17 protein-coding genes are annotated in these 22,505 nt (G+C 72.0%); 5 read left to right on the plus strand and 12 right to left on the minus strand.

From position 1 onward, the window contains the following. Positions 1-95: 95 nt before the first annotated feature. Genes MRBLWS13_RS10910 through MRBLWS13_RS10925 form a run of 4 tightly spaced genes read right to left on the minus strand, consistent with a single transcriptional unit; the run spans position 96 to position 7,436 of the window. On the minus strand, positions 96-935 hold the full coding sequence (locus tag MRBLWS13_RS10910) for an ABC transporter ATP-binding protein (protein ID WP_349425399.1): 840 nt from the start codon (positions 933-935) through the stop codon (positions 96-98). After that, positions 932-1,951: an ABC transporter ATP-binding protein gene (locus MRBLWS13_RS10915; RefSeq protein WP_349425400.1), complete on the minus strand. Its 1,020-nt coding sequence runs from the start codon at positions 1,949-1,951 to the stop codon at positions 932-934. The genes MRBLWS13_RS10910 and MRBLWS13_RS10915 overlap by 4 nt, the downstream gene beginning before the upstream one ends. Next, positions 1,948-4,719 carry an ABC transporter permease gene (locus tag MRBLWS13_RS10920; RefSeq protein WP_349425401.1) on the minus strand — a complete coding sequence of 924 codons (2,772 nt, stop codon included), beginning with the start codon at positions 4,717-4,719 and terminating at the stop codon, positions 1,948-1,950. Before MRBLWS13_RS10920 ends, MRBLWS13_RS10915 begins: the two co-directional genes overlap by 4 nt. Beyond that, positions 4,716-7,436 (minus strand): FtsX-like permease family protein, encoded by a 2,721-nt coding sequence (locus MRBLWS13_RS10925; RefSeq protein WP_349425402.1) that lies wholly within the window; start codon positions 7,434-7,436, stop codon positions 4,716-4,718. Before MRBLWS13_RS10925 ends, MRBLWS13_RS10920 begins: the two co-directional genes overlap by 4 nt. 157 nt (positions 7,437-7,593) lie before the next feature. On the opposite strand from MRBLWS13_RS10925, the gene MRBLWS13_RS10930 reads away from it, so the two are divergent. Genes MRBLWS13_RS10930 through MRBLWS13_RS10945 form a run of 4 tightly spaced genes read left to right on the plus strand, consistent with a single transcriptional unit; the run spans position 7,594 to position 11,162 of the window. Next, positions 7,594-8,517: an ABC transporter ATP-binding protein gene (locus MRBLWS13_RS10930; RefSeq protein ID WP_349425403.1), complete on the plus strand. Its 924-nt coding sequence runs from the start codon at positions 7,594-7,596 to the stop codon at positions 8,515-8,517. Beyond that, the gene (locus MRBLWS13_RS10935; RefSeq protein ID WP_349425404.1) at positions 8,514-10,133 is read left to right on the plus strand and encodes a polyketide antibiotic transporter; all 1,620 of its coding nucleotides are present in this window, start codon (positions 8,514-8,516) and stop codon (positions 10,131-10,133) included. The genes MRBLWS13_RS10930 and MRBLWS13_RS10935 overlap by 4 nt, the downstream gene beginning before the upstream one ends. Positions 10,134-10,150: 17 nt before the next feature. Next, the gene (locus MRBLWS13_RS10940; protein WP_349425405.1) at positions 10,151-10,621 is read left to right on the plus strand and encodes a helix-turn-helix domain-containing protein; all 471 of its coding nucleotides are present in this window, start codon (positions 10,151-10,153) and stop codon (positions 10,619-10,621) included. A gap of 10 nt (positions 10,622-10,631) precedes the next feature. Next, positions 10,632-11,162 carry a ribonuclease H gene (locus MRBLWS13_RS10945; RefSeq protein ID WP_349425406.1) on the plus strand — a complete coding sequence of 177 codons (531 nt, stop codon included), beginning with the start codon at positions 10,632-10,634 and terminating at the stop codon, positions 11,160-11,162. 3 nt (positions 11,163-11,165) lie between these two features. Here MRBLWS13_RS10945 and MRBLWS13_RS10950 read toward each other — a convergent pair whose 3' ends face one another. Further along, complete coding sequence (locus MRBLWS13_RS10950; RefSeq protein WP_349425407.1) at positions 11,166-12,632, minus strand: PLP-dependent aminotransferase family protein; 1,467 nt, start codon at positions 12,630-12,632, stop codon at positions 11,166-11,168. Between the two features lie 19 nt (positions 12,633-12,651). Here MRBLWS13_RS10950 and MRBLWS13_RS10955 point away from each other — a divergent pair, with 19 nt between their 5' ends. Then, entirely contained in the window at positions 12,652-13,032 is a 381-nt protein-coding gene (locus MRBLWS13_RS10955; RefSeq protein WP_349425408.1) for a hypothetical protein, read from the plus strand. 107 nt (positions 13,033-13,139) lie between these two features. Here MRBLWS13_RS10955 and MRBLWS13_RS10960 read toward each other — a convergent pair whose 3' ends face one another. The 7 genes from MRBLWS13_RS10960 to rlmN form a co-directional block, all read right to left on the minus strand. Then, positions 13,140-13,502: a VOC family protein gene (locus MRBLWS13_RS10960; protein WP_349425409.1), complete on the minus strand. Its 363-nt coding sequence runs from the start codon at positions 13,500-13,502 to the stop codon at positions 13,140-13,142. Between the two features lie 100 nt (positions 13,503-13,602). Next, on the minus strand, positions 13,603-14,085 hold the full coding sequence (locus MRBLWS13_RS10965) for an NUDIX domain-containing protein (protein WP_349425410.1): 483 nt from the start codon (positions 14,083-14,085) through the stop codon (positions 13,603-13,605). A gap of 32 nt (positions 14,086-14,117) precedes the next feature. Then, positions 14,118-15,131, minus strand: coding sequence for an aldo/keto reductase family protein (locus MRBLWS13_RS10970; RefSeq protein WP_349425411.1), 1,014 nt, complete (start codon positions 15,129-15,131; stop codon positions 14,118-14,120). Positions 15,132-15,263: 132 nt separating this feature from the next. Next, positions 15,264-17,414 carry an ABC transporter ATP-binding protein gene (locus tag MRBLWS13_RS10975; protein ID WP_349425412.1) on the minus strand — a complete coding sequence of 717 codons (2,151 nt, stop codon included), beginning with the start codon at positions 17,412-17,414 and terminating at the stop codon, positions 15,264-15,266. Further along, positions 17,411-19,144, minus strand: a complete 1,734-nt coding sequence (locus MRBLWS13_RS10980) for an ABC transporter ATP-binding protein (protein ID WP_349425413.1) — start codon at positions 19,142-19,144, stop codon at positions 17,411-17,413. The genes MRBLWS13_RS10975 and MRBLWS13_RS10980 overlap by 4 nt, the downstream gene beginning before the upstream one ends. A 226-nt stretch (positions 19,145-19,370) precedes the next feature. Continuing rightward, positions 19,371-20,999, minus strand: coding sequence for a DUF4407 domain-containing protein (locus MRBLWS13_RS10985; RefSeq protein ID WP_349425414.1), 1,629 nt, complete (start codon positions 20,997-20,999; stop codon positions 19,371-19,373). Positions 21,000-21,154: 155 nt separating this feature from the next. Then, complete coding sequence (gene rlmN, locus MRBLWS13_RS10990) at positions 21,155-22,396, minus strand: 23S rRNA (adenine(2503)-C(2))-methyltransferase RlmN (RefSeq protein WP_349425415.1); 1,242 nt, start codon at positions 22,394-22,396, stop codon at positions 21,155-21,157. Between the last annotated feature and the right edge of the window lie 109 nt (positions 22,397-22,505).

The following is a 22,505-nucleotide window of genomic DNA, read 5'->3' on the forward strand; positions in this document are numbered from 1 at the left end:
CGACATCCGGCCAGCGTTTACATTGTTCCCGTCTGGCGCCACTGTGGGTGGAGCGGGAGCGCTTTAGGTATACATTTACCGCTGCGCCAGCAGCTTCAGGCACCCGAACCCTCCCGGTCGCGGCGCGCCTCGGCCCGGGTGCGCGGGACGGCGACCGACGCGGCAGCGGGCGGCGCGGGCCGGGCTGCGGCATCCGCTCCCCCGCGGTCGCCGCCGTCGACACCGACCCGGACACCGTCGCCGGCGATCCGGCCGTCGTGCACCTCGATGACCCGGTCGGCGCGCGCGACGAGCAGGGGATCGTGCGTCGAGACGATCGCCGCGAGGCCCTGGCGGTGGGCGAGCTCACCGAGAAGGTCCATGATCGTCGCGGCGGTGCGCGAGTCGAGCTGCCCGGTCGGCTCATCGGCGATCAGCACGCGCGGGCGCGCCACGATCGCGCGCGCGATGCCGACGCGCTGCTGCTGGCCGCCCGACAGCTCGGCCGGCCGCTGTTCGGCATGCGCGGCGAGCCCGACCATCGCGAGGGCGTCGGCGACGCGCTCGTCGCGTTCGGCGGGGTCGGTGCGGGCGATCCGCAGGGGCAGCTCCACGTTCTCGCGGGCTGACAGCACCGGGATGAGCCCGAAGGACTGGAACACGAAACCCAGGGCATCCCGCCGCAGCGCGGCGAGCTCGTCCTCGGGCAGATCGGTGGTGTCGACGTCGCCGATCCACACCCGCCCCGTTGTCGGGCGGTCGAGCGCGCCGAGGAGGTTCAGCAGCGTCGTCTTGCCTGCCCCCGATGCACCGCGGACGGCGAGGAGCTCGCCGGCCTTGAGCTCGATGTCGATGCCGTCCACTGCGTGCACGTCGCCCGCCGCGGATGGGAACACCCGCACGAGGCGCTCCCCCCGCAGTGCCACGCGGGCGTCGTGAGCCTGGTCGATGGTCATCGCTCCTCCTCCGTCGGGCTGTCGGGCGTCGCCGGCGCATCCGTCACGTCGCCGTCGTGCGAGGTCCCGCCGGCGACCACCGGCGCGGGATCGGCCGACGCCTCGCGGCGGTGCCCGGGCCACACCCCGACATGGTCCGGCTCGAGGGCGAGGCGCACCCGCTGGCGGAGGTCGAGCGTCGTGACGAAGTCGTCCGGCAGCTGGAGGCGGCCGACCTTGTCGAGGACGGCGTACTCCTCGGCGACGTCGTGTTCGGCGCCGTCCTCGTCGGTGCGGGTCGAGCGCAGCACCTCGGTCGCCGTGCGCCCGTCGCGGATCTGCACCGTCCGCGCGACGTGCTCCGACACGGCGGGGTCGTGCGTCACGATCAGCGTCGTGATCCCGATCTCGCGATTGACGACCCGCATCGCCTCGAGCACGTGGGCACTCGTCTCGTCGTCCAGCTCCCCCGTCGGCTCATCGGCCAGCAGCACGCGGGGCTCGTTGGCGATGCCCACAGCGATCGCGACGCGCTGCTGCTCGCCGCCCGACATCTCCGCCGGACGGCGGTCGGCGCAATGGGAGACCTCGAGCAGGTCGAGCAGCGCGCCCACCCGTTCGGCGCGGGCCGCACCCCTGACGGATCCCGTGATCGCGAGGACCGCGGCGACGTTCTCCGCCGCGGTCAGGTAGGGCAGCAGGTTGCGCGAGGTCTGCTGCCAGACGAATCCGACGCACTCCCGCCGGAAGCGCACGCGCTCGCGCCGCGAGAGGGTCAAGAGGTCGCGGTCGGCGACCCGCGCGACCCCGGCCGTGGGGGTGTCGAGTCCCGAGAGGATCGACAGCAGGGTCGATTTGCCCGAGCCCGAGGCACCCACGACGGCCACGAGCTCGCCCCGCTCGACGACGAGGCTCAGCCCTTGGAGCGCCTGCACCTCGACGGCCTCGGTGGTGAAGATGCGCACGAGATCGGCGCACACGATGTCGGGCTCGACGGTGTGCGCCACCGCGGGCGCGTGGGTGACGGTGGTGGTCATGTCTCCTCTACGGTACGCAGGACGGCGGCGACGCGGGCGCGTCGGGTGATGGCGAGTGCGGCGCCCGTGACGAGCAGTGTCACGACGGCGAATCCGCCGAGGGTCGACAGCAGAACGAGGGGGTCGACCGCGTACGACGGCGGGTCGATGCCCCGGGTGAACGGCCGCAGGTCGACCACGGATGCCAGCAGCACCGGCATCAGCATCCCGAGGATGCCGCCCACGATCAGCGCGGCGATCCCCGCGGGCGCGAGCTCCCACGCCACGAGGCCGCGGGCCGCGCGCGGCGGCGCACCGAGCGTCTGCAGGAGGGCGAGGATCCGGCGTCGCGGGCGCGTCCCCAGCACGAGCGTCACCACCACCGCCACGGCGCTCAGCACCGCGCACACCAGCACGCCGGCGACGAGCGCACCGCGCAGCCCGGCGAAGGCCGGATCCGCGTACACCGCATCGAGGGCATCGGCGGATGTCGCGACGCGCACCCCTGCACCGAACGTCTCCTGCAGCTCTGCGGCGACCGCGGCGGGGTCGGCACCGGGTGCCACGCGGACGAGGAGCCGGACCGGGATGGGTGCGTCGTCCGAGATCTGCTCGGCGTACGCGACGTCGGCGAGCACCCACGACGACGAGGAGGAGGTGAAAGGGACCGCCTCGCGGACGGCACCGGCGAACGCGGCGTCGGCCTTGACGATGTGCACCGGCAGCTCGGCCGCATCGATGCGGTCTGCCACCTCCTCGGAGAAGAGCAGCCGCGGCACGCCCGAGCCGTCACCGAGCGAGACGTCGGCGGGCACGATCCGCGGGAAGTCGCCCTGCACCTCGTCGAGTCGCTCCCGGTCGACGAGGTAGAGGGAGACGCGCGACAGTCGCTCTTCCACCTTCAGCTGGGCGGAGCGCAGCAGATCGACGCGCGCGACGGCCGCGACGCCGTCCACCGCCTCGGCGGTCGCGACCGCCTCCGCGTCGAAGCGGCTCGCCGACAGCTGGATGTCCGCACCCGCCGTGGCTCGGGCGGCGTGCACCGCCCCCGTCTGCACCATCGAGAGCACGACCGCACTCGCGACGGCGAAGGACACACCGACGATGAGGGCGAGCACGGGCGCCACGCCGGTCGCGGGGTCGCGGAGCGCGCGGGCGGCGCCCAGGACACCGAGGAATCCGTCGCGGGATCGCTCCCGCGCGAGCACGGATCGCAGTGCCACCGGGTACAGCCGGAGCGTGAGGACGCAGGCCACCAGCGCGAGCAGCAACGGCGCCGCCACGGCGAGCGGGTCCACCGTCGCGGTGGCGTCGGTGCCCCGCAGCACGAGCAGCGCGGTGGCGAGGACGGCGAGCGCCACGACCCCGGCCTCGACCACCGGGCGCCGGCGGGAGCGCCGGGCCGGCGCATCCGCCCGCTCGCGTCCGCGCGACAGCGTGGCGGTCGCGACGCCGACGGCGGCGGGCACGAGCGCGAGGATGGCCGGGACCAGCAGGAGAGCGGATGCCGGTGCCGGACCGGGAAGCGTGGCGACGGCGAGTGCGAGCCCGAGCGCCGCACCCGCGGCCGCCGGAACGAGCCCGGCGATGAGCCCCTCGAGACCGAGAACGCCGCGCAGCTGCCCGGGCGCAGCGCCACGCGCGGCGAGGAGGTCGAGCGAGGAGCGGCGATGCTCGTGCATCAGCCGGCAGGCGAGCACCAGCACGGCGAGCGCGACGCCGATCGGCCCGGCGACGAGCATGGCCAGCGCGGAGACCAGAGCCCGGTTCTGGGCGATGGTGGCTTCGAGGGTGGGGACGACTCCGGCCTGGAAGCTCATCGGCACTCCGGCGCCGCCGAACCCGGGAGCGCGGTGCGGTGTCGCGAGGAAGCCGCGGAGGTCGGCCAGCAACTGCGGTGCGGCGGCCGCGGTCACCTTCTCCGGCTCGAGCGGGTACCAGGCTTCGGTGATGGCGCCGGCGTTGAGGAGCGCGAAGTCGCCGAAGGTCTCGGGCGCCGCGAACGCGGCGGTCCGCACGTAGGGGACGCCGTCGGGGTCGAACGCGATCGACGGTTCGAGCACACCGACCTCTCGCGCCCAGTGGGGGTCGCTCGCGTCCACGGCCTCGAAGGTGCCGACGAGCGTGAGCGGCACGGGCAGCACCCACCCGGACTCATCGCCCGAGATGCGCGTCTCGCCGATCTTCCAGTCGACCTCGTCGGCGGACGCCGCCGACAGCACGATCTCGCTCGCCGGAAGGGGCTCGGCGCCGTCGACCGGTCGAAAATTCTCGTCCATGCGCGCATCGAGCGCGACGTTCCACTCCTGCTCGGTCACGGTCGCCTGGGGCAGCCTTCCCTCCGTCACCGTGATGCGCGAGGCGAAGCGAGGGTCGAAGTCAACGTTCGTCGCCGACGCGTAGCGTGCCGGCTCGCCAAGACGGACGTAGTAGTCGGCGTCGCCGTGCACGGCCCTGACCGAGGTGGGCGCCTGGGTGAGGATGTCGCGCAGACCCGAGTCCCACGTACCCCAGGTGTCGTGGTACTCCTCGGGAAGCGACCCGGTCGGTGCGGCTCCCGCCCCGGGGACCGGGATCGTGGCGATCGACGTGCTCAGGTCGCGCACGGGGCCGCTCAGGGACGATACGAGGTAACGCGTCGACGCGTCGAGCATCGACCCGACGGCGAGCGGGGCGAACACGGCGAGCCCTGCAAGCACCGCGACCACGGCGGCCACGGTCGCCGTGGCACCCAGCCCCGAGACCAGGTGCACGCGGAGCAGGCGCCGGGTCCGAAGTCCGCCGGTCACGGGGCCGCCTCCTCGATGCGGGTGGACGAGCCCTGCCGCCGCACGGCGAGCCACGACCCCAGGACTGCGACGGCGAGGGCGACGCCGACGACGGCGAGCGCGATCATGACCGGCCACGGCGAGAACGACAGCGTCGGCGGCAGCTGCACATCCGGGACCGCGCGCTCCGCCATCCGCGGTACGAGGAGGGCGGCGAGGCTCGCACCGCCCGCTGCCCCGAGCACGACGCCGAGCACCACCACCACGACGACCTCGATGCCGCGCATGCGCGCCTGCGCGGTGGGCGGGACCCCGAGAGCCCGCAGCACCAGCACCTCGCCGGCGCGCTGCGCCGTCAGGGCCGCCAGCAGCGCGACCAGTGCGACACCGGCGAGCAGTGCGCCGCCGACGGCTGCGGCGTCCCACAGTGTCACGACCTCGCCGGCGACCGCGGAGGCGGGTGAGCCGACCGTCGCGACGGGCGCGTCGAGCGCACCGCTCAGCGCCGCGGCGGCGGACTCGTCGCCCGCCGCCCAGACCTCGTTCGCCAGCGGGGGCGTGACGACCTCGGCGTCCGCCGAGCCGTCCGGCACCGAGGTCGCGGAAGCCGCGTCGATCGCCGCGTCGAGCGAGACCAGGACGCCTGCGCCGGCGCCTGCCCCGGGCAGCGCGGCGACGATCGATGCGACGGTCGCCGCGATCGTGCGGCCGCCCCCGTCGATGCGCACGTCGACGTCGTCGCCCACTCCGAGGCCGAGCCCTTCGGCGAAGGCGTCCGTCACGACGGCCGGAATGCGCGGAGGCGTCTCACCGCCGGCCGTCCAGACCATCGCGGATCGCACCGCCGTACCGCCGGGCGCGGCGGAGTGAAGCCGGGTGTGCGGCACCGGTGTCACCAGCTCGCTCTCGTCGTCGCCGGTCGACAGCATCCGCATGCCGGTGACCAGCAGCTCGGCGCCCGGCCATCCGCGTCCCTGGCCGATCTCGAGGGCGACGATCCGCCACGGTGCCTCGCCCCCGGGCAGCTCCGCGGCCGCGGTGAGGGCGAAGGCGCCGTCGGCCTCGTCGACGCTCACATCGAGCGGCACGGTCACCGGCACGCCGGCGTCGTCGTCCAGCCAGACCCGCACCTGCATCGCCTCCGCCGCCGCGGGCTCGGAGGTCGACACGCGCGCTTCGAAGCGCAGGCCGGTCGCGTCGTCGGGCATCTCGACGGCCAGCCGCGGCGCGGCGATCTCGGCGGCCAGCGTCACGGGATCCATCACGCCGGGCACCTCGAAGAGCACATCGGGCATGCTGTCCGGCGGCAGTGCGACCAGGGTCCCTGCGACACCGCCGGCGACCACAGCCGCACTCAGCGCAGGGGCGACGGCGGTCACCCCCGAGGTGTCGCCCGCGGTCGCGACGGCCCCGGGAGGCACCGGATCGACGGCGGCTCGCAGCGCAGCCCCCGCAGTGACCTGCTGCGAGTCGGCCGATGCGGCGCTCCACGTCGCACCGTAGGCGCCTGCCAGCACCGCCCCGGCGCTGACGATGGAGACGAGGGCGACCGCCACCGAGAACGACCTCAGCCGGCGCGCGACCTGGCGCGCGGGATAGGAGGGCGTCGCACCGGCACCCCGCGCCGCCGCCTGCGCGACCAGGGCTGACAGCGGCGCGAACAGGATGACCGCGAGGACGGCGACGGCGGCGATGCCCACGGTGGGGGCGAGCACCGTGACGGCGACCGACCACGGATCGCGGGCGCCCGCCGCGATCTGCGACGCCTGCCAGACGAGCACGACGCCGACGAGCACGAGCAGCACGGCGACACCGGGCGATGCCGCGCGTGCGATCCGGCCGACGACCGAGTCCGCGCCGGCAGCGGTCTTCGCCCCCCGCAGCTGCGAGACGAGAAGCGTCGCTCCGAGAACGACCACCGCGACGACGACGAGCGGCCAGGTACGCGTCAGTGCGCCGATCCCGGCGGCACCCCAGGCCGTCGCGACGGCCGCGACGGCACCCGCGACCCCGGCCACGGTCCCCGCTGTCACGAGCACGGCCGCCTCGATGCCGGCGAGGGCGGTGTCCTGACCGGCCGACAGGCCGCGGGCGACGAGGACGCGAGTCTCGCGGCCACGCGCGGCACCGAGCAGGCGCGCCAGCTGCAGCACCGCGAACCACGCGAGCACCGCGAGGATGACGATCGGCACGGGGGTGATCGCGGCGGCGGCGATCGCCCCGACAGCGACACCGTCCATCGCGTCGGCGAGCCCACCCGAGACGACGATGCCGCCCTTGGCCGCGTCCGATTCGCGGATCGCCTCCGGCACCCGGGCCAGTCCGCGTGCGAGCCGCTCCACGCCGTCGGCGTTCAGCGCCGCCGGCGTCGGCGTGAGGCGCCACGCGACGCGCTCGAAGTCCGAGCCCGGCTCACCGACGCGCACCGTCTCGATCCGCACGTCGTCCGCGAGGAGGTCCGCGATCACCGCGCGCCCGGCGTCGTCCTGGGCGGCGGCGTCCGTCGCCGGTCGCGTGTGAACCTGCAGCCAGCCCTCGGGCGTCCCGGGGTCGGGGATCGCGGCGCGGATCGACGCAGCGGATGCCATGGCGGCCGCGGCCGGCAGCGCGCACAGCAGGCCGATCGCCACGGCGATCGCGGCGGCGATGCTCGCGGCCAGCCCCACCCGGGAGCGCAGCCGCGCCCGCACCAGGCGTCCCGCAGAAACCGCGGGGCGGCGGAGGGGAGTCGTCGTCATTCGCGTTCCGGGGAGGGCGGCCGCCCGTTGGCGGCCCGGCGGCGGTTAGGGTCCCATCCTGCCCGATCGCGGCCGCTCCGACGCCCCGCGCGGCGGGACCGTGAGGAAAGCGTGAGGAGTATTCACAAATTTGTGAATTACGCGTAGCATCAGCGCCATGTCCACGATCATCCGCACCAGCGGCCTCACCAAGCACTACGGCCGCGTCCACGCCCTCGACGGGCTCGACCTCACCGTCGACGAGGGTCAGATCCACGGATTCCTCGGACCCAACGGCGCCGGCAAGTCCACCACGATCCGCGTTCTCCTCGGGCTCGCGCGCAAGACCAGCGGCGAGGCATCCGTCTTCGGTCAGGATCCGTGGCGCGACGCCGTCGCTCTGCACCGTCGCATCGCGTACGTGCCGGGGGATGTCAGCGTCTGGCCCAACCTGTCGGGCGGCGAGGCGATCGACCTGATGGCACGCCTGCGCGGGGCCTCGCGGCACGACCCGGCATTCGTGGCGCAGAAGGAGCGCCTCGCCGAGGCGTTCCAGTTCGACCCACGCAAGAAGGGCCGCGCGTACTCGAAGGGCAACCGGCAGAAGGTCGCGCTCATCGCCGCCTTCGCGGTGCCCGCCGACCTGTACATCCTCGACGAGCCGACCAGCGGCCTGGACCCGCTCATGGAGGTGATGTTCCGCCACGAGATCGCACGGGTCCGGGCGGCGGGCGCCACCGTGCTGCTGTCGAGCCACATCCTGTCGGAGGTCGAGCAGCTCTGCGACCGCGTGTCGATCATCCGCTCCGGCCGCATCGTCGAGGCGGGCACGCTCGCCGAGCTGCGCCACCTCACCCGCACCGAGGTCTCGTTCCAGGGCACGGATGCCGCGGCCATCGCCGGCATCCCCGGTGCCCACGACGTCGTCGTCGAGGAGGGCCGCATCAAGTTCACCGTCGACAGCGACGCCGTGACATCCACCCTCCCCGCCCTGGCCGCACGTCAAGCCGCCGGCTTGCGCATCGCGCCGGCATCGCTCGAGGAGCTCTTCCTGCGCCACTACGGCGACGAACTGGCCGAGATGGACGGAAACGGGCGATGACGCGCCTCCTCGCGCTGCTCGGCCAGCGCGTCCGCCGGGACTGGGTGCAGGTGCTGCTGTGGTCGGCGGGCACCGGCCTGCTCGCCTACGCGTCGTACGTCGGCGTGGCGGGCTCCTACGGCACCGAGCAGGACCGCACCTCGCTGCTCGCCGCCGCCCTCGCGAACCCCGTCATCCTGCTGTTCCGCGGCCTGCCCTCCGGCACCGATCAGGGCGCGTTCATGGTCTTCCTGATCTTCCCGTGGCTCGCCATGCTGGCGGCGTTCATGAGCACCTTCCTCGCGGTGCGGCACACCCGCGGCGACGAGGAAGCCGGCCGCGCCGAGCTGGTCGCCGCGACTCCGGCGTCGCGTACGCTCCCCTTCGTCGCGACCGCGACCCACGGCCTGCTCACGAACCTCCTGCTCGGCGCACTGACGGCCGGCGCCTTCCTCGCGGTCGGCCTCAGCGTCGAGGGCTCGCTCCTGGCGGGCGCGGCCGTCGGCGCCGTCGGCGTGACCTTCCTCGGTGTCGGGCTCGTCGCTGCGCAGCTCGTGCGCACGTCGCGCGGAGCGAACTCCCTGGCCGTCTGGACCCTTCTCATCACGTTCGTGCTCTCGGGCATGGGCAACGCGATCGGCACGCCGAACGACGACCTCACGCGCATGGAGAGCTCGTGGCTCACCTGGCTCTCCCCGTTCGGATGGGGCGAGAACACACGGGCCTTCGACGAGAACCTGTGGTGGCCCGCCGCCCTCTGCCTCGGCGTGGGCGTCCTGCTCGTCGTGATCTCGGCGGTGCTGGTCTCGGCCCGCGATCTGGGCGGCAGCTTCATCGCCGAGCGGCGGGCGCGGGCGGATGCCTCCGCCGCCCTCTCGACTCCCACCGGCCTCGTCTGGCGCCTCACGCGGGGCGCGGTCATCGGCTGGACCGTCGGCGGGCTGCTCGTCGGCATCCTCTCGACGTCGCTGGCGTCGATCGTGCAGGAGGTCGGCGCCGCCAACCCCGCGGTGGAGGAGATCCTGCGGCAGATCTCGGGCGAAGGCAGCGTGGAACAGGGCACGGTCACGACCTTCTTCACCATGCTCGGCGTGCTCGCGGCCTGCGCGGCGGTGCAGGTGGTCTGCCGTGCCCGGCAGGAGGAGGCGCACGGTACGGCCGAGCCGCTGCTCGCCGCGCCCGTCGGGCGGGTGCGGTGGCTCGTGGACTACCTCGTCGTGGCCCTGCTCGCGATCGTCCTCGTGATCGCGGCCGCGATCGGGGGCGCGGCGATCGGCATCGCCTCGCAGGACGGCGACCTGGGCCTCATGCGCACGGTGCTCGTCACCGGCGCGGGACAGGTCGCCGCGGCATCCGTGTTCCTGGTCGTGACGGCGCTCGTGTTCGTGGTCCTTCCCCGGCTGACCATCGCCGTCGGCTGGACCCTGGTCGTCGTCGGCATGATGCTCGGCCTCTTCGGCCCGCTGTTCCAGTTCCCGGACTGGCTGGTGCACCTCTCGCCCATCGCCGTCACACCGCTGCTGGACGGCGACGACCTCGATGTGCGCGGGCTGTGGTGGCTCCTGCTCGCGACCGGCGCGGGCGCCGTCGCCTCGCTCGGGCTGATGCGGCGGCGCGAACTGGAAGCGGGAGGATAGTCATCGAAGGGGGCGATGTGAGCAGCGACCATCCGGGCGTCGAGTCCGCCGAGCAGGCGGCCGCGATGCTGACCAGCGCCGGCATGGCGCGCATGCCCGCACGCGTGATGATGGCCCTCGTCGGCTCGCCCGACGAGGGCTACACCGCGGCCGAGCTCGGCGACCGCCTCGGGGTGTCGGCGGCGGCGGTGTCGGGCGCGGTGCGGTACCTGGTGTCGATGCGACTCATCCAGCGACTCTCGCGACCCGGGGATCGGCGTGACCGATACGACCTCACCGACGACGCCTGGTCGGGGATGATCACGGCGAACGCGCCGCTGTACTCCGCCCTCGCCGGCCACATCGACCGGATCGCCGACGCCAACGACGGCGCACCGGCATCCGTTGCGAGGGCGCGCGACGTCGCCGACTTCCTGAGGTATCTCGCAGAGCGGATGCCGCACCTCGCGGCGGAATGGCGGGCCGAGCGCTCCACGGGCGCACGGTAGCCTTGCCCGAGTGACTGACGCGCCGCGCTACATCGTTGCCACCGACGGAGCCTGCAAGGGCAACCCCGGGCCGACCGGCTGGGCGTGGGTCGGCGAGGACGGGCACTGGGCCGCGGGCGCGATCCCGCTCGGCACCAACAACGTCGGCGAGCTGATGGGTCTTCTCAAGGCGATCGAGGACCACGCCGACGTCGAGAACCTCGTGGTGCAGGCCGATTCGAAGTACGCGATCGACACCTACACGAAGTGGATGGACGGCCACCGCCGGCGAGGCTGGAAGACCTCGACGGGGGCTCCGACCAAGAACGTCGACATCCTCGAGCAGCTGATCGTCGCCCGCGACGCACGCCGGGCGGCGGGCATGCCCGACGTCGTGCTCGAGCACGTCCGCGGGCACTCCGGGCACGTGCTCAACGCGTGGGCCGACGAGCGCGCCGTGCGGGCGTCCGAGCACGCGGCCAAGGGCGTCGCGAGCGCGTGGTCGTCACTCGGCGCGCAGGACCGCATCGACGTCTCGACACGCCCCAAGAACGGCCGCTGAGCCTCAGAGCTGCGCCCGGTACTCCTGCCAGGCCTCGCCGAGCCGCCGCACGCCCTCCTGCAGCAGCGCCTCCGGCGCGGTGTAGGGCACGCGGATGTGATCGTCGTACGTGATGGATGCCGTGAACTCGGTGCCGCCCGCCACGGCCACCCCGCGCATCGAGGCGACGCGCGAGAGCGCGGTCGCTGAGCCCACGGGCAGCCGCGCCCAGACCGCCAGGCCGCCGCGCGGCGGCGTCACCTGCCAATCGGGAAGGTGCTCGGCCATCGCTGCGAGCAGCTGGGCCGAGGCGACTGCGTGCGTCTCGCCGACGGAGCGGCGCAGCGCCCGGGCCTCGTCGACGAGATCGAGCGCGAGCAGCTGCGCGGGGACGCTGGTCGACTGATCGACGAGCTGGCGCAGGGCGCGGAGGCGCCGCACCAGCACGGGGTCGGCGCGCAGCCATCCGATCCGCAGCCCGGACCAGCACCACTTCGACAGCGAGTCCGCGACGATGATCGGGGCGTCCGGGCGCAGGGCGGCGAGCGTCGGCGGCACCACCCCGTCGAACGAGATGTGCGCGAGAACCCGGTCCTCGAGCACCGGCACGCCGTACTCCGCGGACAGGTCGGCGATCCGCTGCCTCCCCGCCGTCGGCAGGCGCGTGCCCGTCGGGTTGTGGTGATGCGGGTTCACGGCGACGAGCACCGGGCGCAGCGCCACGATCGCCGCCTCGAGCTCGTCGACGTCGATGCCGTCGGGACCGATCGTCACGCCGTGGACGCGGCCCCCGCGGCGGCGCACCGAGTCGGCGAGCCCCGGCCACGTAACCGACTCGGTGAGCACGACGTCGCCCGGCGACACCAGCTCGTCCACCACGAGGCTGATCGCCTGCTGGGCGCCGTGAGTGACCAGGATCTGGGCGGCCGTCGCCGGGGTTCCCTCCTCCTCGAGCAGCGCGGCCAGGCGCGCACGGAGGATCGGCAGCCCCGCGGGATCGGTCTCGGCCAGCGTCACCGGATCGAGGGTCGGCGCGTGCGCGCGCACGATGTCGAGCGCCAGCGGCGGCATCGCCGGCACGGCGCGGAGCAGGTCGATGCCCGACGGCAGAGCGGAGAAGAGTCCCTCGCCGCGGGCCGTCCGTTCCCGGACCGGGAGCGCCGCGCCGACGTGACCGGCGACCCGCGTGCCGCTCCCCTGCCGCCGCTCGACGAGTTCGTCCTCGCTCAGCAGCGCGTAAGCCGCGACGACGGTGCCGCGCGAGACGGAGATCGCGCCGGCCAGCGCGCGCTCGGCGGGAAGGCGGTCGCCCGGACGCAGCTCGCCGCCCTCGATGAGCGCGGCGATCGCCTGCGCGAGCTGGACAGTGAGCGTGCCCTCGCCCTGCGCCCACCGGCCGAGCCGGCCGGCCAGCCGAGACGCCTCGACGGTGCCGCCGAGTGCCACCCGGTGGTCCACCAGCCGCTCATTGGCCCTGTGAACAGTCGTCATAGCACCGCATTCTGGTCCAATGTTCCCGTCAGACGCCACCGCTTCCGCCACGCTCGGGCCAGTTGCTCCTGATTGGACCATTCAGGAGCTCATCGCGTGGATCTCCGACGACGACGCCCGCTCCCACGACGAGACGCTCCGGCCCCTGCTCTCGGCCGTCCTCGCCGACCTCGCGCCCGACGCCCCGCCGTCACTGTCTCCGCGGTCGCCGGTGGCGCTCGTGCGCGCGGTCGCGGCTCGGTTGCGCGCCACGCCGGAGCTGCGCGACGTCGCGGTCCGCGATCTCGTGGGGGACGCGATCAGCGCCGGGTCTGCACCGGTCACGGCGGCCACCGCCGGCCGCCGCGCGCCGACGCCGGCACCGGCATCCGTCCGCCGCCCGAGCCTGCGACTCACCTGAGCCCGCGCCCGTGCTGAGGGCTGCCGTTCCCTGCGAGCGCGCCCCGTCCGAGTGGCGCGCTCGGGCCCGGGAGCTGCCGCGCACGGTCGCCGACACGCGACCGGGGGTCAGCTCTCGGTCATGCCCTCGTAGAGGCCGATCACGTTGCCGTCGGGGTCGGCGAGCACGGCCCACCAGCTCGTCGGAGAGATCTGGCTCTTCTCCATGAGCACAGTGCCGCCGGCATCCTTGGCCGCCGCGACGGTCTCATCGATGGAGTCGACCTCGACGTACGAGCGGGGCTGCGTGAAGCCGTCTTCGCGCGGCGCGAGGCCGCCTCCCGAGATCTTGTTGGGCGCCTGCCACATCGGGTAGCCCTCGAAGCCGGGGATCTCCGCGATCTGCCAGCCGAACAGGCCCGAATAGAACTCCGTCGCCTTGCCGAGATCGGTGACGGGGATGTCGATGTGCGTGATGTCGCCGTGAGCCATGGTGGTTCCTCTCGTGCGGATCCGACCCGGTCAGTCTCCGCCGACGGCAATGCGGCCACAAGACCCCCGACGCCGGGCGGCCGGGGCTGCCCGAAGGGACTCAGCGCCCGGAAGAGGCGTCGCCGAGATGCTTCTCGAGCGCGTCGATCGCCGGACGCTGACCTTTCACCAGGCGCTCGCGGGCGGCATCCAGGTCCGTCCACTCGACGCGGTCGACCTCGGGGAACCGCGCCGTCCGCCCCGAGCGCGGCGGCCACTCCAGCTCGAACTCGCTGAACGCGATGCCGTCCAGCGAGAACGCAGATCCGTCCGCCACGAACACCGTGACCCGCTTGCCCGACGAGTATGCGAACGTGCCGAGCTCGGCGTACGGCGGCTCGGGCGGGTCGACGCCGAGCTCCTCGCGGAACTCCCGCCGTGCGGCATCCAGCGCACTCTCCTCGCCCTCGGTGAACTCGCCCTTGGGGATCGACCAGGCGCCGGCATCCTTGCTCGCCCAGAACGGCCCGCCCATGTGTGCGATGAGCACGTGGGGTTCGGGCGTGATCCGGAAGAGGAGGATGCCGGCGCTGGTGATCGCCATGTCGGGGTCGCGGGGTCGTCGAGGCTGCCGGATCAGACCAGACGGGTCTCGGGCGACACGGTGTACGTGTCCTCCGGGTCGCTGTAGACCACGTCACCCAGGGCGGCGTCGATCGCGGCGAGGGTGTCGGCGTCGAGCACGACGCCCGAGGCCTTCACCGTCTCGGCGAGCTGCTCGGGACGCGATGCCCCGACCAGTGCCGACGCGACGTTCTTGTTCTGCAGCACCCAGGCGATGGCGAGCTGCGGCATCGACAGCCCGGCCTGCTCGGCCACCGGCTTGAGGCCCTGGACCGCCTGGAGCACCTCGTCACGGAGGAAGGACTTGATGAATCGTGCGCCGCTCTTCTCGTCCGTCGCGCGCGAGCCCTCGGGCACCGGCTGGCCGGGCAGGTACTTGCCCGAGAGCACGCCCTGCGCCATCGGCGACCACACGATCTGCGAGATGCCGAGCTCCTCGGCGGCCGGCACGACCTTGCCCTCGATCACGCGCCACAGCGCGGAGTACTGCGGCTGGTTCGAGATGAGCTGCACGCCGTAGCTCTTGGCGAGCGCGTGACCCTCGCGCAGTTGCTCCGCCGTCCACTCCGAGACGCCGATGTAGAGCGCCTTGCCCTGGCGGACGACGTCGGCGAACGCCTGGAACGTCTCCTCGAGCGGCGTCTCGTAGTCGAAGCGATGCGCCTGGTACAGGTCGACGTAGTCGGTGCCGAGGCGTGTGAGCGATCCGTTGATCGACTCGAAGATGTGCTTGCGGCTCAGGCCGGTGTCGTTGGGGCCCTGGGGGCCGGTCGGGAAGTAGACCTTGGTGAAGATCTCGAGCGATTCGCGGCGCTGACCCGTCAGCGCCTTGCCGAGGACTTCCTCCGCCAGCGTGTTGGCGTACACGTCTGCGGTGTCGAACGTGGTGATCCCCGCATCCAGTGCCGCATGGACCGTCGCGATGGCGGCCGAGTCGTCGACCTGCGAGCCGTGGGTGACCCAGTTGCCGTAGGTGATCTCGCTGACCTTGAGACCGCTGTTTCCGAGGTACCGGTAATTGACCATGAGGAAAACGCTACCTGCCTCCGCAGAGGTGCCGGCGATCCCGCTCACCTGTCACGAATGGTGAGCCCCGTCCCCGATTCGTGACAGGCGAGCGGTCGGGGGTGATGACCGGCATCCGTCGTCAGGAGTCGGTCAGACGACGCGGGCCGACTCGTCCTCGACGGCGTCATCGGCGGCCCCGGCCGACGGCTCGCCGCGCTCGGCCTCGGAGAGCGCATGCGCCTCTTCGTCGAGATCGGTCGCCGCCTGCTCGAACTGCGAGTTGTAGAGCCGGAAGTACGCGCCCTTGGCGACGATGAGCTCGTCGTGCGTGCCCTTCTCGACGATGCCGCCGTTCTCCATCACGAGGATGAGATCGGCGTCGCGGATCGTCGACAGGCGGTGCGCGATCACGAAGGACGTCCGGCCCTCGCGCAGCGCCGCCATCGCGTGTTGCAGCAGCAGCTCGGTGCGGGTGTCGACGGAGCTGGTCGCCTCGTCGAGGATCAGCACCGACGGCTGCGCGACGAACGCGCGGGCGATCGTGATGAGCTGCTTCTCGCCGGCCGAGATGTTCGACGCGTCCTCGTCGAGGAGCGTGTCGTAGCCATCCGGGAGGGAGTGCACGAAGCGGTCGACGTACGTCGCCCGCGCGGCGGCGAGGATCTCGTCGTCGGTGGCGTCGGCGCGGCCGTACCGGATGTTCTCGCGGATCGTGCCGGCGAACAGCCACGGGTCCTGCAGCACCATGCCCGTCTTGGCGCGGATGTCGCGCCGCGTGAGCTGAGCGATGTCCTGCCCGTTGAGGAGGATGCGGCCGCCGTCGAGCTCGTAGAAGCGCATCAGCAGGTTCACGAGCGTCGTCTTGCCGGCACCGGTCGGGCCGACGATCGCGACCGTCTGCCCCGGCTCCACCCGGAAGGACAGATCGTGGATGAGGGGACGGTCGGGCGAGTACGAGAACGCCACGTCCTGGAACTCGATGGTGCCGTCGCCGTCGACAGGCGCCGGGGCATCCTGCGCGTCGGGCTCCTGCTCGTCCTCGTCGAGCAGCTCGAACACCCGCTCGGCCGAGGCGGTTCCGGACTGCACGACCGCGGCCATGCCGCCCAGCTCCGACAGCGGCTGGGTGAACTGCTGCGAGTACTGGATGAAGGCCTGCACGTCGCCGAGGCGCAGCTGTCCGCCCGCGACCATCAGCGCACCGAAGACGGCGATGCCGACGTAGGTCAGGTTCCCGATGAACATCATCGCGGGCATCATGATGTTCGACAGGAACTGCGCCTTGAAGGATGCCGCGTAGAGCTCCTCGTTCTCGGCGCGGAATGCCTCGCGGGACGCCTGCTCACGGCCGAAGACCTTGACGAGCGCGTGGCCCGAGAACGACTCCTCGACACGTGCGTTGAGACGACCGACCTTGCGCCACTGGATGCCGAACGCCTTCTGCGAGCGCGGGCCGATGACGCCGAACAGCACCGCCATGAGCGGGAAGCTCACCAGCACCACGAGGGTCAGCTGCCACGAGATCGTCAGCATCATGATGAGCACGCCGATCACGGTGAGCACGGCAGTGAGCGCCTGCGACAGCGACTGCTGCATCATCTGGGTGATGTTGTCGATGTCGTTGGTGACGCGGGAGATCAGCTCGCCGCGCTGCACCCGGTCGAAGTAGCGCAGCGGCAGCCGGTTGATCTTCGCCTCGACGTCTTCGCGCAGGCGCCACATGACGCGCACCATGATCACGTTGATGACGTAGCCCTGCACCCACATCAGCAGCGACGACGCGAAGTACAGCGCGAGCACGATGAGCAGCACGCGGCTGAGCGCCATGAAGTCGACGCCTGCGCCGGGCACGAAGTGCTCCATTGCCGCGACCATGTTGGCGAGGTCCTGCTCGCCGGAGGCCTCGAGGCCCTGGATGACCTGCTCTTTGGTGGCGCCGGACGGCGCCATCGACGACACGACGCCCTCGAAGAGGATGTTGGTCGCCTCTCCGAGCACCTTCGGCGAGAGCACCGCCAGCACGACGCCGATCGAGCCGAGGATCGACACGAAGATGAAGCCGACCGCGTTGGGACGCAGCCGCCCGATGAGGCGGCGGAAGGAGGGCCCGAAGCGCGCGGCCTTGCCCGGGGCGACGGCGCCGCTCCAGTCGTCGGCCGAGATGCGGGCCTGCTCGCCGAGCTCGATCTCGAGCTTTTCCTCGGGGCTCAGCTCTGCGATCACGTCGCGTGCGCGGCGGCGGCGGGTGGACCTGCCGGTGCCGGACTGGGGTTCAGGGTTCGAGGGCTGTTCGGCGCTCATCGGGCGACCTCCGCTCCGAGCTGGGATTCGACGATCTCGCGGTAGGTCTGGCTCGTCTCGAGCAGCTGCTCGTGCGTGCCGAGTCCGACGATGCCGCCGTCGTCGAGGACGATGATGCGGTCGGCGTCGGTGATCGTCGAGACGCGCTGGGCGACGACGATCTTCGTGACGTGCGGCAGCTCCCGCCACAGCGCCTGCCTCAGCCTCGCGTCGGTGGTGAGATCGAGCGCCGAGAACGAGTCGTCGAAGACGAGCACGCGCGGCTGGTGGACGATCGCCCGGGCGATGGCGAGGCGCTGGCGCTGACCGCCGGAAACGTTGGTGCCGCCCTGCGAGATCGGGGCGTCGAGCCCGCCGTCCATCTGGCTCACGAAGTCGCTCGCCTGGGCGATCTCGAGCGCATGCCAGAGCTCGGCATCCGTCGCCTCTTCACGCCCGAACCGCAGGTTCGAGGCGATCGTCCCCGAGAACAGGAACGGCCGCTGCGGCACCAGGCCGATCGTGGCCCAGAGCGCTTCGAGGTCGGCGCGGCGCACATCCAGGCCGCCCACCTCCACGACGCCGTCCGTCACGTCGAACAGACGCGGGATCATCGAGATCAGCGTGGTCTTGCCCGCGCCGGTCGAGCCGACGACCGCGACGGTCTCACCCGGCTCGGCGCGGAAGCTGATGCCCGAGAGGATGGGGTGCTCGGCGCCCGGGTAGGTGAAGGTGACGTCCGTGAACTCGACGGTGCCTGGCGCAGGGAACTCGGCGGGTGCATCCGCCGGTCGCGCGAGCGATGATGACGTGTCGAGGACCTCGCCGATGCGCTCGGCCGACACCGCGGCGCGCGGGATCATCAGCGTCATGAAGCTCGCCATCAAGACGCCCGAGAGGATGATCATGGCGTACTGCATGAAGGCGAACAGCGTGCCGATCTGGATCTCGCCCGAATCGACCTGCATGCCGCCGAACCAGATCACGCCGATCACGGTCACGTTGAGGATGAGCATGACGGCGGGGAAGAGCACCACGAACAGCGAGCCGACCTTGCGGCCGACCACCATGATCTCGGTGTTGGCCTCGCGGAAGCGCTGCTCTTCGATCGGCTCCCGCACGAACGCGCGGATGACGCGGATGCCGGTGAGCTGCTCGCGCATGATGCGGTTCACGCCGTCCAGCCGTGACTGGAAGCTGCGGAACAGCGGAACCATGCGTGCGATGACGAGGCCCGCGACGAGCAGCAGCACGGGCACGGCGACGGCGATGATCCAGGCCAGGCTCGCCGCCTGTTCGATCGCGAGGATGATGCCGCCGATCGCGAGCAGAGGCGCCGTGACCAGGAAGGTGGCCGCCATCATCGCCAGCATCTGCACCTGCTGCACGTCGTTGGTGTTGCGGGTGATGAGCGAGCCGGCCCCGAACCCGGTGACCTCGCGCTCGGAGAACCCCGAGACGCGCTCGAAGACGTCGTCACGGATGTCTCGCCCGAGCTTCATCGCCGCCTGCGCGGCGAAGTAGGTGGCGATGATCGAGGCGACGATCTGGGCGAGTGACACCGTCAGCATCACCATGCCGGTGCGCCAGATGTACTCGGTGTCGCCCTTTGAGACGCCGTTGTCGATGATGTCGGCGTTGAGGCTGGGCAGGTAGAGCGAGGCGAGGGCCGAGGCGGACTGGAACAGCAGCACCCCGAGCAGCAGCCAGCCGGATGGCTTGAGATAGCGGACGAGGAGTTTGGCGAGCACGGACTTCTCCCAGACGTGACGAGGCCATGACGAATCACCGCCTGATGCGGTGGTCGTGGTGTGCCGACCCACCATTGCACGGGCCGCCGACATCGCGGCAGTCCCGTTCACGGAGGGCGAACGGCTGATCGGACCGCGTTCCCGGGCCGTCCGCCGGTCACTCTAACACGATATATCGCGTAATGTCACGCCCGGTCCACGGCCGGCGGGCGAGGGATGCCGCAGGTCAGGCCTGCCCGCCCTGGGCGATGTCGGCGCGCTCGCGCCAGCTGCGCGCGGTGACGCGATCCAGCGCCACCTGGCGGCGCAGGGCGTCGGCCTGTTCGTAGAGCGACGGCTGGCCGTAGCTCGTCAGCACCTTCACGAGCACGGGCAGCAGCTCGATCATGAAGAACAGCCCGGCGATGAGCCAGTGCGCCCAGGAGAGGATCGGCTCGCGCTGCGACAGCCGCTCCAGTCCGCTGATCTGGCTGAGCAGCCCCACGGCGCCGGAGTTGCCGCCGGCGATCTCCGCGGCGCGGGCGTCGTAGGCCGCCAGAGCCGCCTGGTACTGCTCGCGCGCCCCGGGGAGCTCGTCGTTCGCCTGCTGCTTGTTCTGCGCCTCCGACGCGCCGGCCTCGGCCGTGCCCGCCGCCTGCGCCGCGGCCAGATCCGCCTGGGCGGTGGTCAGCTGGGAGGCCAGGTCGTCGTACGAGGCCTGCGCGGCGGCGAGCTGATCCTGCGCGGCGCCCGAGCTCGCGCCCTCGCCCGCGACGCCGCTGCAGCCCGCGACCTCACCGGCGCCCTGGCCGGTGAGCTCGCACTCATAGATGGCGCGCGCCTGATCGATCACCGTCTGCTGCACGGCGAGCTTCGCGGTCAGGTCGTCGACGGTCTGCTGCGCCGAGGCGGTCGACGCAGACGTCGTGTCGGCACCTGCCACGACGCCGCTGGCCGCCTGGCTCTCGAGCGCGGCGACGCGCTCGCTCGCGGCATCCAGCGCCTGCTTCTCAGGACCGGCGGTGACGGCATCCTGATCCGCCTGCGCCTGCGTGATGTTCGTCGCGTTCACCTCGCGGGCGATGTCGTTGTGGAAGATCTGCAGCACGAGAGGCTCGGCCACGACGATGCCGATGACCGCCGCCATGATCACCCGGGGGATGGCGAGCCCGATCAGCCGGCCCACACTGTGCGTCGAGCGCATGGTCGAGGTGAGGAAGCGGTCGAGGTTGAAGATGATCAGCGCCCACACGAGCGCGAGCGGCAGCGCGCCCCACGCGACGATCCGGACACCCGTGGTCAGCGCGAAGTACATCGAGATCGCGGAGATCAGCGCGGTGCCGGCGATCACGAAGAACATCTGCACGAAGCGGGGCGTCTCGGTCGGCACCTGGTCGAGCACCGACCCGTCCGCTCCGCCGAGCACGGCGAGCCTCCGCCAGCCCGAGCCGCGCTCGCGACGGCGCGCGACGCGCTTCGCGCGACCCGGGCGCGTGGGAGCGGCGTCCGCCGGCGCGGGCTCCTCGACGACAACGGGCTCGGCGGTCGGGTCCGGCTCCGCCGCAGCGCCCCACTCCCCGATCGGGGCGGTCTCCACGGCCGCCGCCGGCTCGGTGTCCGCCACCGCCGCCCTGTCGGCCACCACCGTGACGGGCTGCGTCGGGTTCATCGCCAGCGCGTCCTCGAGCAGATCGCGCGTCACCGGGTACGGGTCCTCGGGACCCTCGGCATCGAGACGCTGGTCGCTCGGCTCCCCGGCGGCCTGCTGGGCGCGCACGTCATCGAGGTAGAGATCCTCGGTTCGGTCGCCGTCCGTCTCGAACTCGATGCGGCCGTCGGAGCCGAATCTGCCCGGCCGGTGTGCGGAGAATGACATCCGGACACCCTAGACAGGCCAACCTGTGCGGCAGGTGGACGAATCCTGGATCGACGGGGGCCGCAAGCGTTTCGTCTCGTTCGTTCCTCGCTCGCTCAACGACCGTGCTTCCGGTCGTCAATCGACCGAGCGACACGAGAACCGAGCGCTTCGGGTCAGTCCTCGAGCGGGGTGACGGCCGCGACCGCCTCGTCCTCTTCGGTGGCGACGAGCTGGCCGCAGGCGCCGTCGATCTCCTTGCCGCGGGTGTCGCGGAGGGTGGTCGGGATGCCGGCGTCGTTGAGGCGCCGGACGAACTCGTTCTGCACCGGCACGTCGGAGGCCGTCCAGATCGAGCCAGGGGTCGGGTTCAGCGGGATGGGGTTCACGTGCACCCAGCCGCGACCGCGCGCGTTGAGCTTCTCGGCGAAAAGATCGGCGCGCCAGCCGTGGTCGTTCATGTCCTTGATGAGCGCGTACTCGATCGACACGCGGCGTCCGGTCTTGTCGAAGTAGGCGCGGGCGGCATCGAGGGCCTCGTCGACCTTCCAGCGGGAGTTGACCGGGATCAGCTCGTCGCGGAGCTTGTCGTCCGGCGCGTGCAGCGAGAGCGCGAACGTCACCGGGATGTCCTCGTTCGCGAGCTTCGTGATCGCAGGCACGAGACCGACGGTCGACACCGTGATGCCGCGAGCGCTCATGCCGAGGCCGTGCTGCTTGTCGGTCATGACCCGCACCGCCTGCATCACCCGCGCGTAGTTCGCGAGCGGCTCGCCCATCCCCATGAAGACGATGTTCGACACCCGCTCGGCGGAGTGGTCGTCCTTCTTCTTGCCGCCGAGCCCGCCGTCGGCGATCAGGCGGTTGGCGCGCACGATCTGCTCGACGATCTCCGCGGCCGACATGTTGCGGGTGAGGCCCGCCTGTCCGGTGGCGCAGAACGGGCAGTTCATGCCGCAGCCGGCCTGGCTCGAGACGCACAGCGTGATCCGGCCGGGGTAGCGCATGAGCACCGACTCGACGAGGGCGCCGTCGTGGAGCTTCCACAGGAACTTGATCGTGTCGCCGCGGTCGGTCTCGAGACGCCGCACTTCCGTGAGCAGGGCCGGCAGCATGCCGTGGACGAACTCCTCGCGACCCTCGGCGGGGAGGTCGGTCATGTCGGCGGGGTTGTGGGTCCAGTGCTGGAAGTAGTGCTTCTCGAGCTGCTTCGCCCGGAAGCCGGGAAGCCCGAGCTCCTTGACCTTCTCGACGCGCTGCTCGGGGGTGAAGTCGGCGAGGTGCACCGGCGGTTTGCCGCGCTTGGGGCTGGCGAACTGCAGGAGCGGCCGGCCCTCGGCATCCTTCTTCTGGGTCCAGCCCTCGGTCGCCGGACGCACCTGCCTGGGCTTCGTGGCGCGCACGGGCGAATCGGTCATGAGAACCAGGGTAGGGGACACGCCTGGACGGATGCCGATGCCGGCGCATCGCGCAACCCCCGCCCGGCGGGCGGCCGGCCCGGCTAGCGTGACGGCGTGAGCGACAAGA

Source organism: Microbacterium sp. LWS13-1.2 (genome assembly GCF_040144835.1).
Lineage (GTDB): Bacteria > Actinomycetota > Actinomycetes > Actinomycetales > Microbacteriaceae > Microbacterium.

Coding starts and splice junctions, on each gene's coding strand:
- MRBLWS13_RS10910 (WP_349425399.1), bottom strand. CDS start 935: ATGACCATCGACCAGGCTCACGACGCCCGCGTGGCACTGCGGGGGGAG.
- MRBLWS13_RS10915 (WP_349425400.1), bottom strand. CDS start 1,951: ATGACCACCACCGTCACCCACGCGCCCGCGGTGGCGCACACCGTCGAG.
- MRBLWS13_RS10925 (WP_349425402.1), bottom strand. CDS start 7,436: ATGACGACGACTCCCCTCCGCCGCCCCGCGGTTTCTGCGGGACGCCTG.
- MRBLWS13_RS10930 (WP_349425403.1), top strand. CDS start 7,594: ATGTCCACGATCATCCGCACCAGCGGCCTCACCAAGCACTACGGCCGC.
- MRBLWS13_RS10935 (WP_349425404.1), top strand. CDS start 8,514: ATGACGCGCCTCCTCGCGCTGCTCGGCCAGCGCGTCCGCCGGGACTGG.
- MRBLWS13_RS10950 (WP_349425407.1), bottom strand. CDS start 12,632: ATGACGACTGTTCACAGGGCCAATGAGCGGCTGGTGGACCACCGGGTG.
- MRBLWS13_RS10955 (WP_349425408.1), top strand. CDS start 12,652: ATGTTCCCGTCAGACGCCACCGCTTCCGCCACGCTCGGGCCAGTTGCT.
- MRBLWS13_RS10960 (WP_349425409.1), bottom strand. CDS start 13,502: ATGGCTCACGGCGACATCACGCACATCGACATCCCCGTCACCGATCTC.
- MRBLWS13_RS10965 (WP_349425410.1), bottom strand. CDS start 14,085: ATGGCGATCACCAGCGCCGGCATCCTCCTCTTCCGGATCACGCCCGAA.
- MRBLWS13_RS10970 (WP_349425411.1), bottom strand. CDS start 15,131: ATGGTCAATTACCGGTACCTCGGAAACAGCGGTCTCAAGGTCAGCGAG.
- MRBLWS13_RS10975 (WP_349425412.1), bottom strand. CDS start 17,414: ATGAGCGCCGAACAGCCCTCGAACCCTGAACCCCAGTCCGGCACCGGC.
- MRBLWS13_RS10985 (WP_349425414.1), bottom strand. CDS start 20,999: ATGTCATTCTCCGCACACCGGCCGGGCAGATTCGGCTCCGACGGCCGC.
- rlmN (WP_349425415.1), bottom strand. CDS start 22,396: ATGACCGATTCGCCCGTGCGCGCCACGAAGCCCAGGCAGGTGCGTCCG.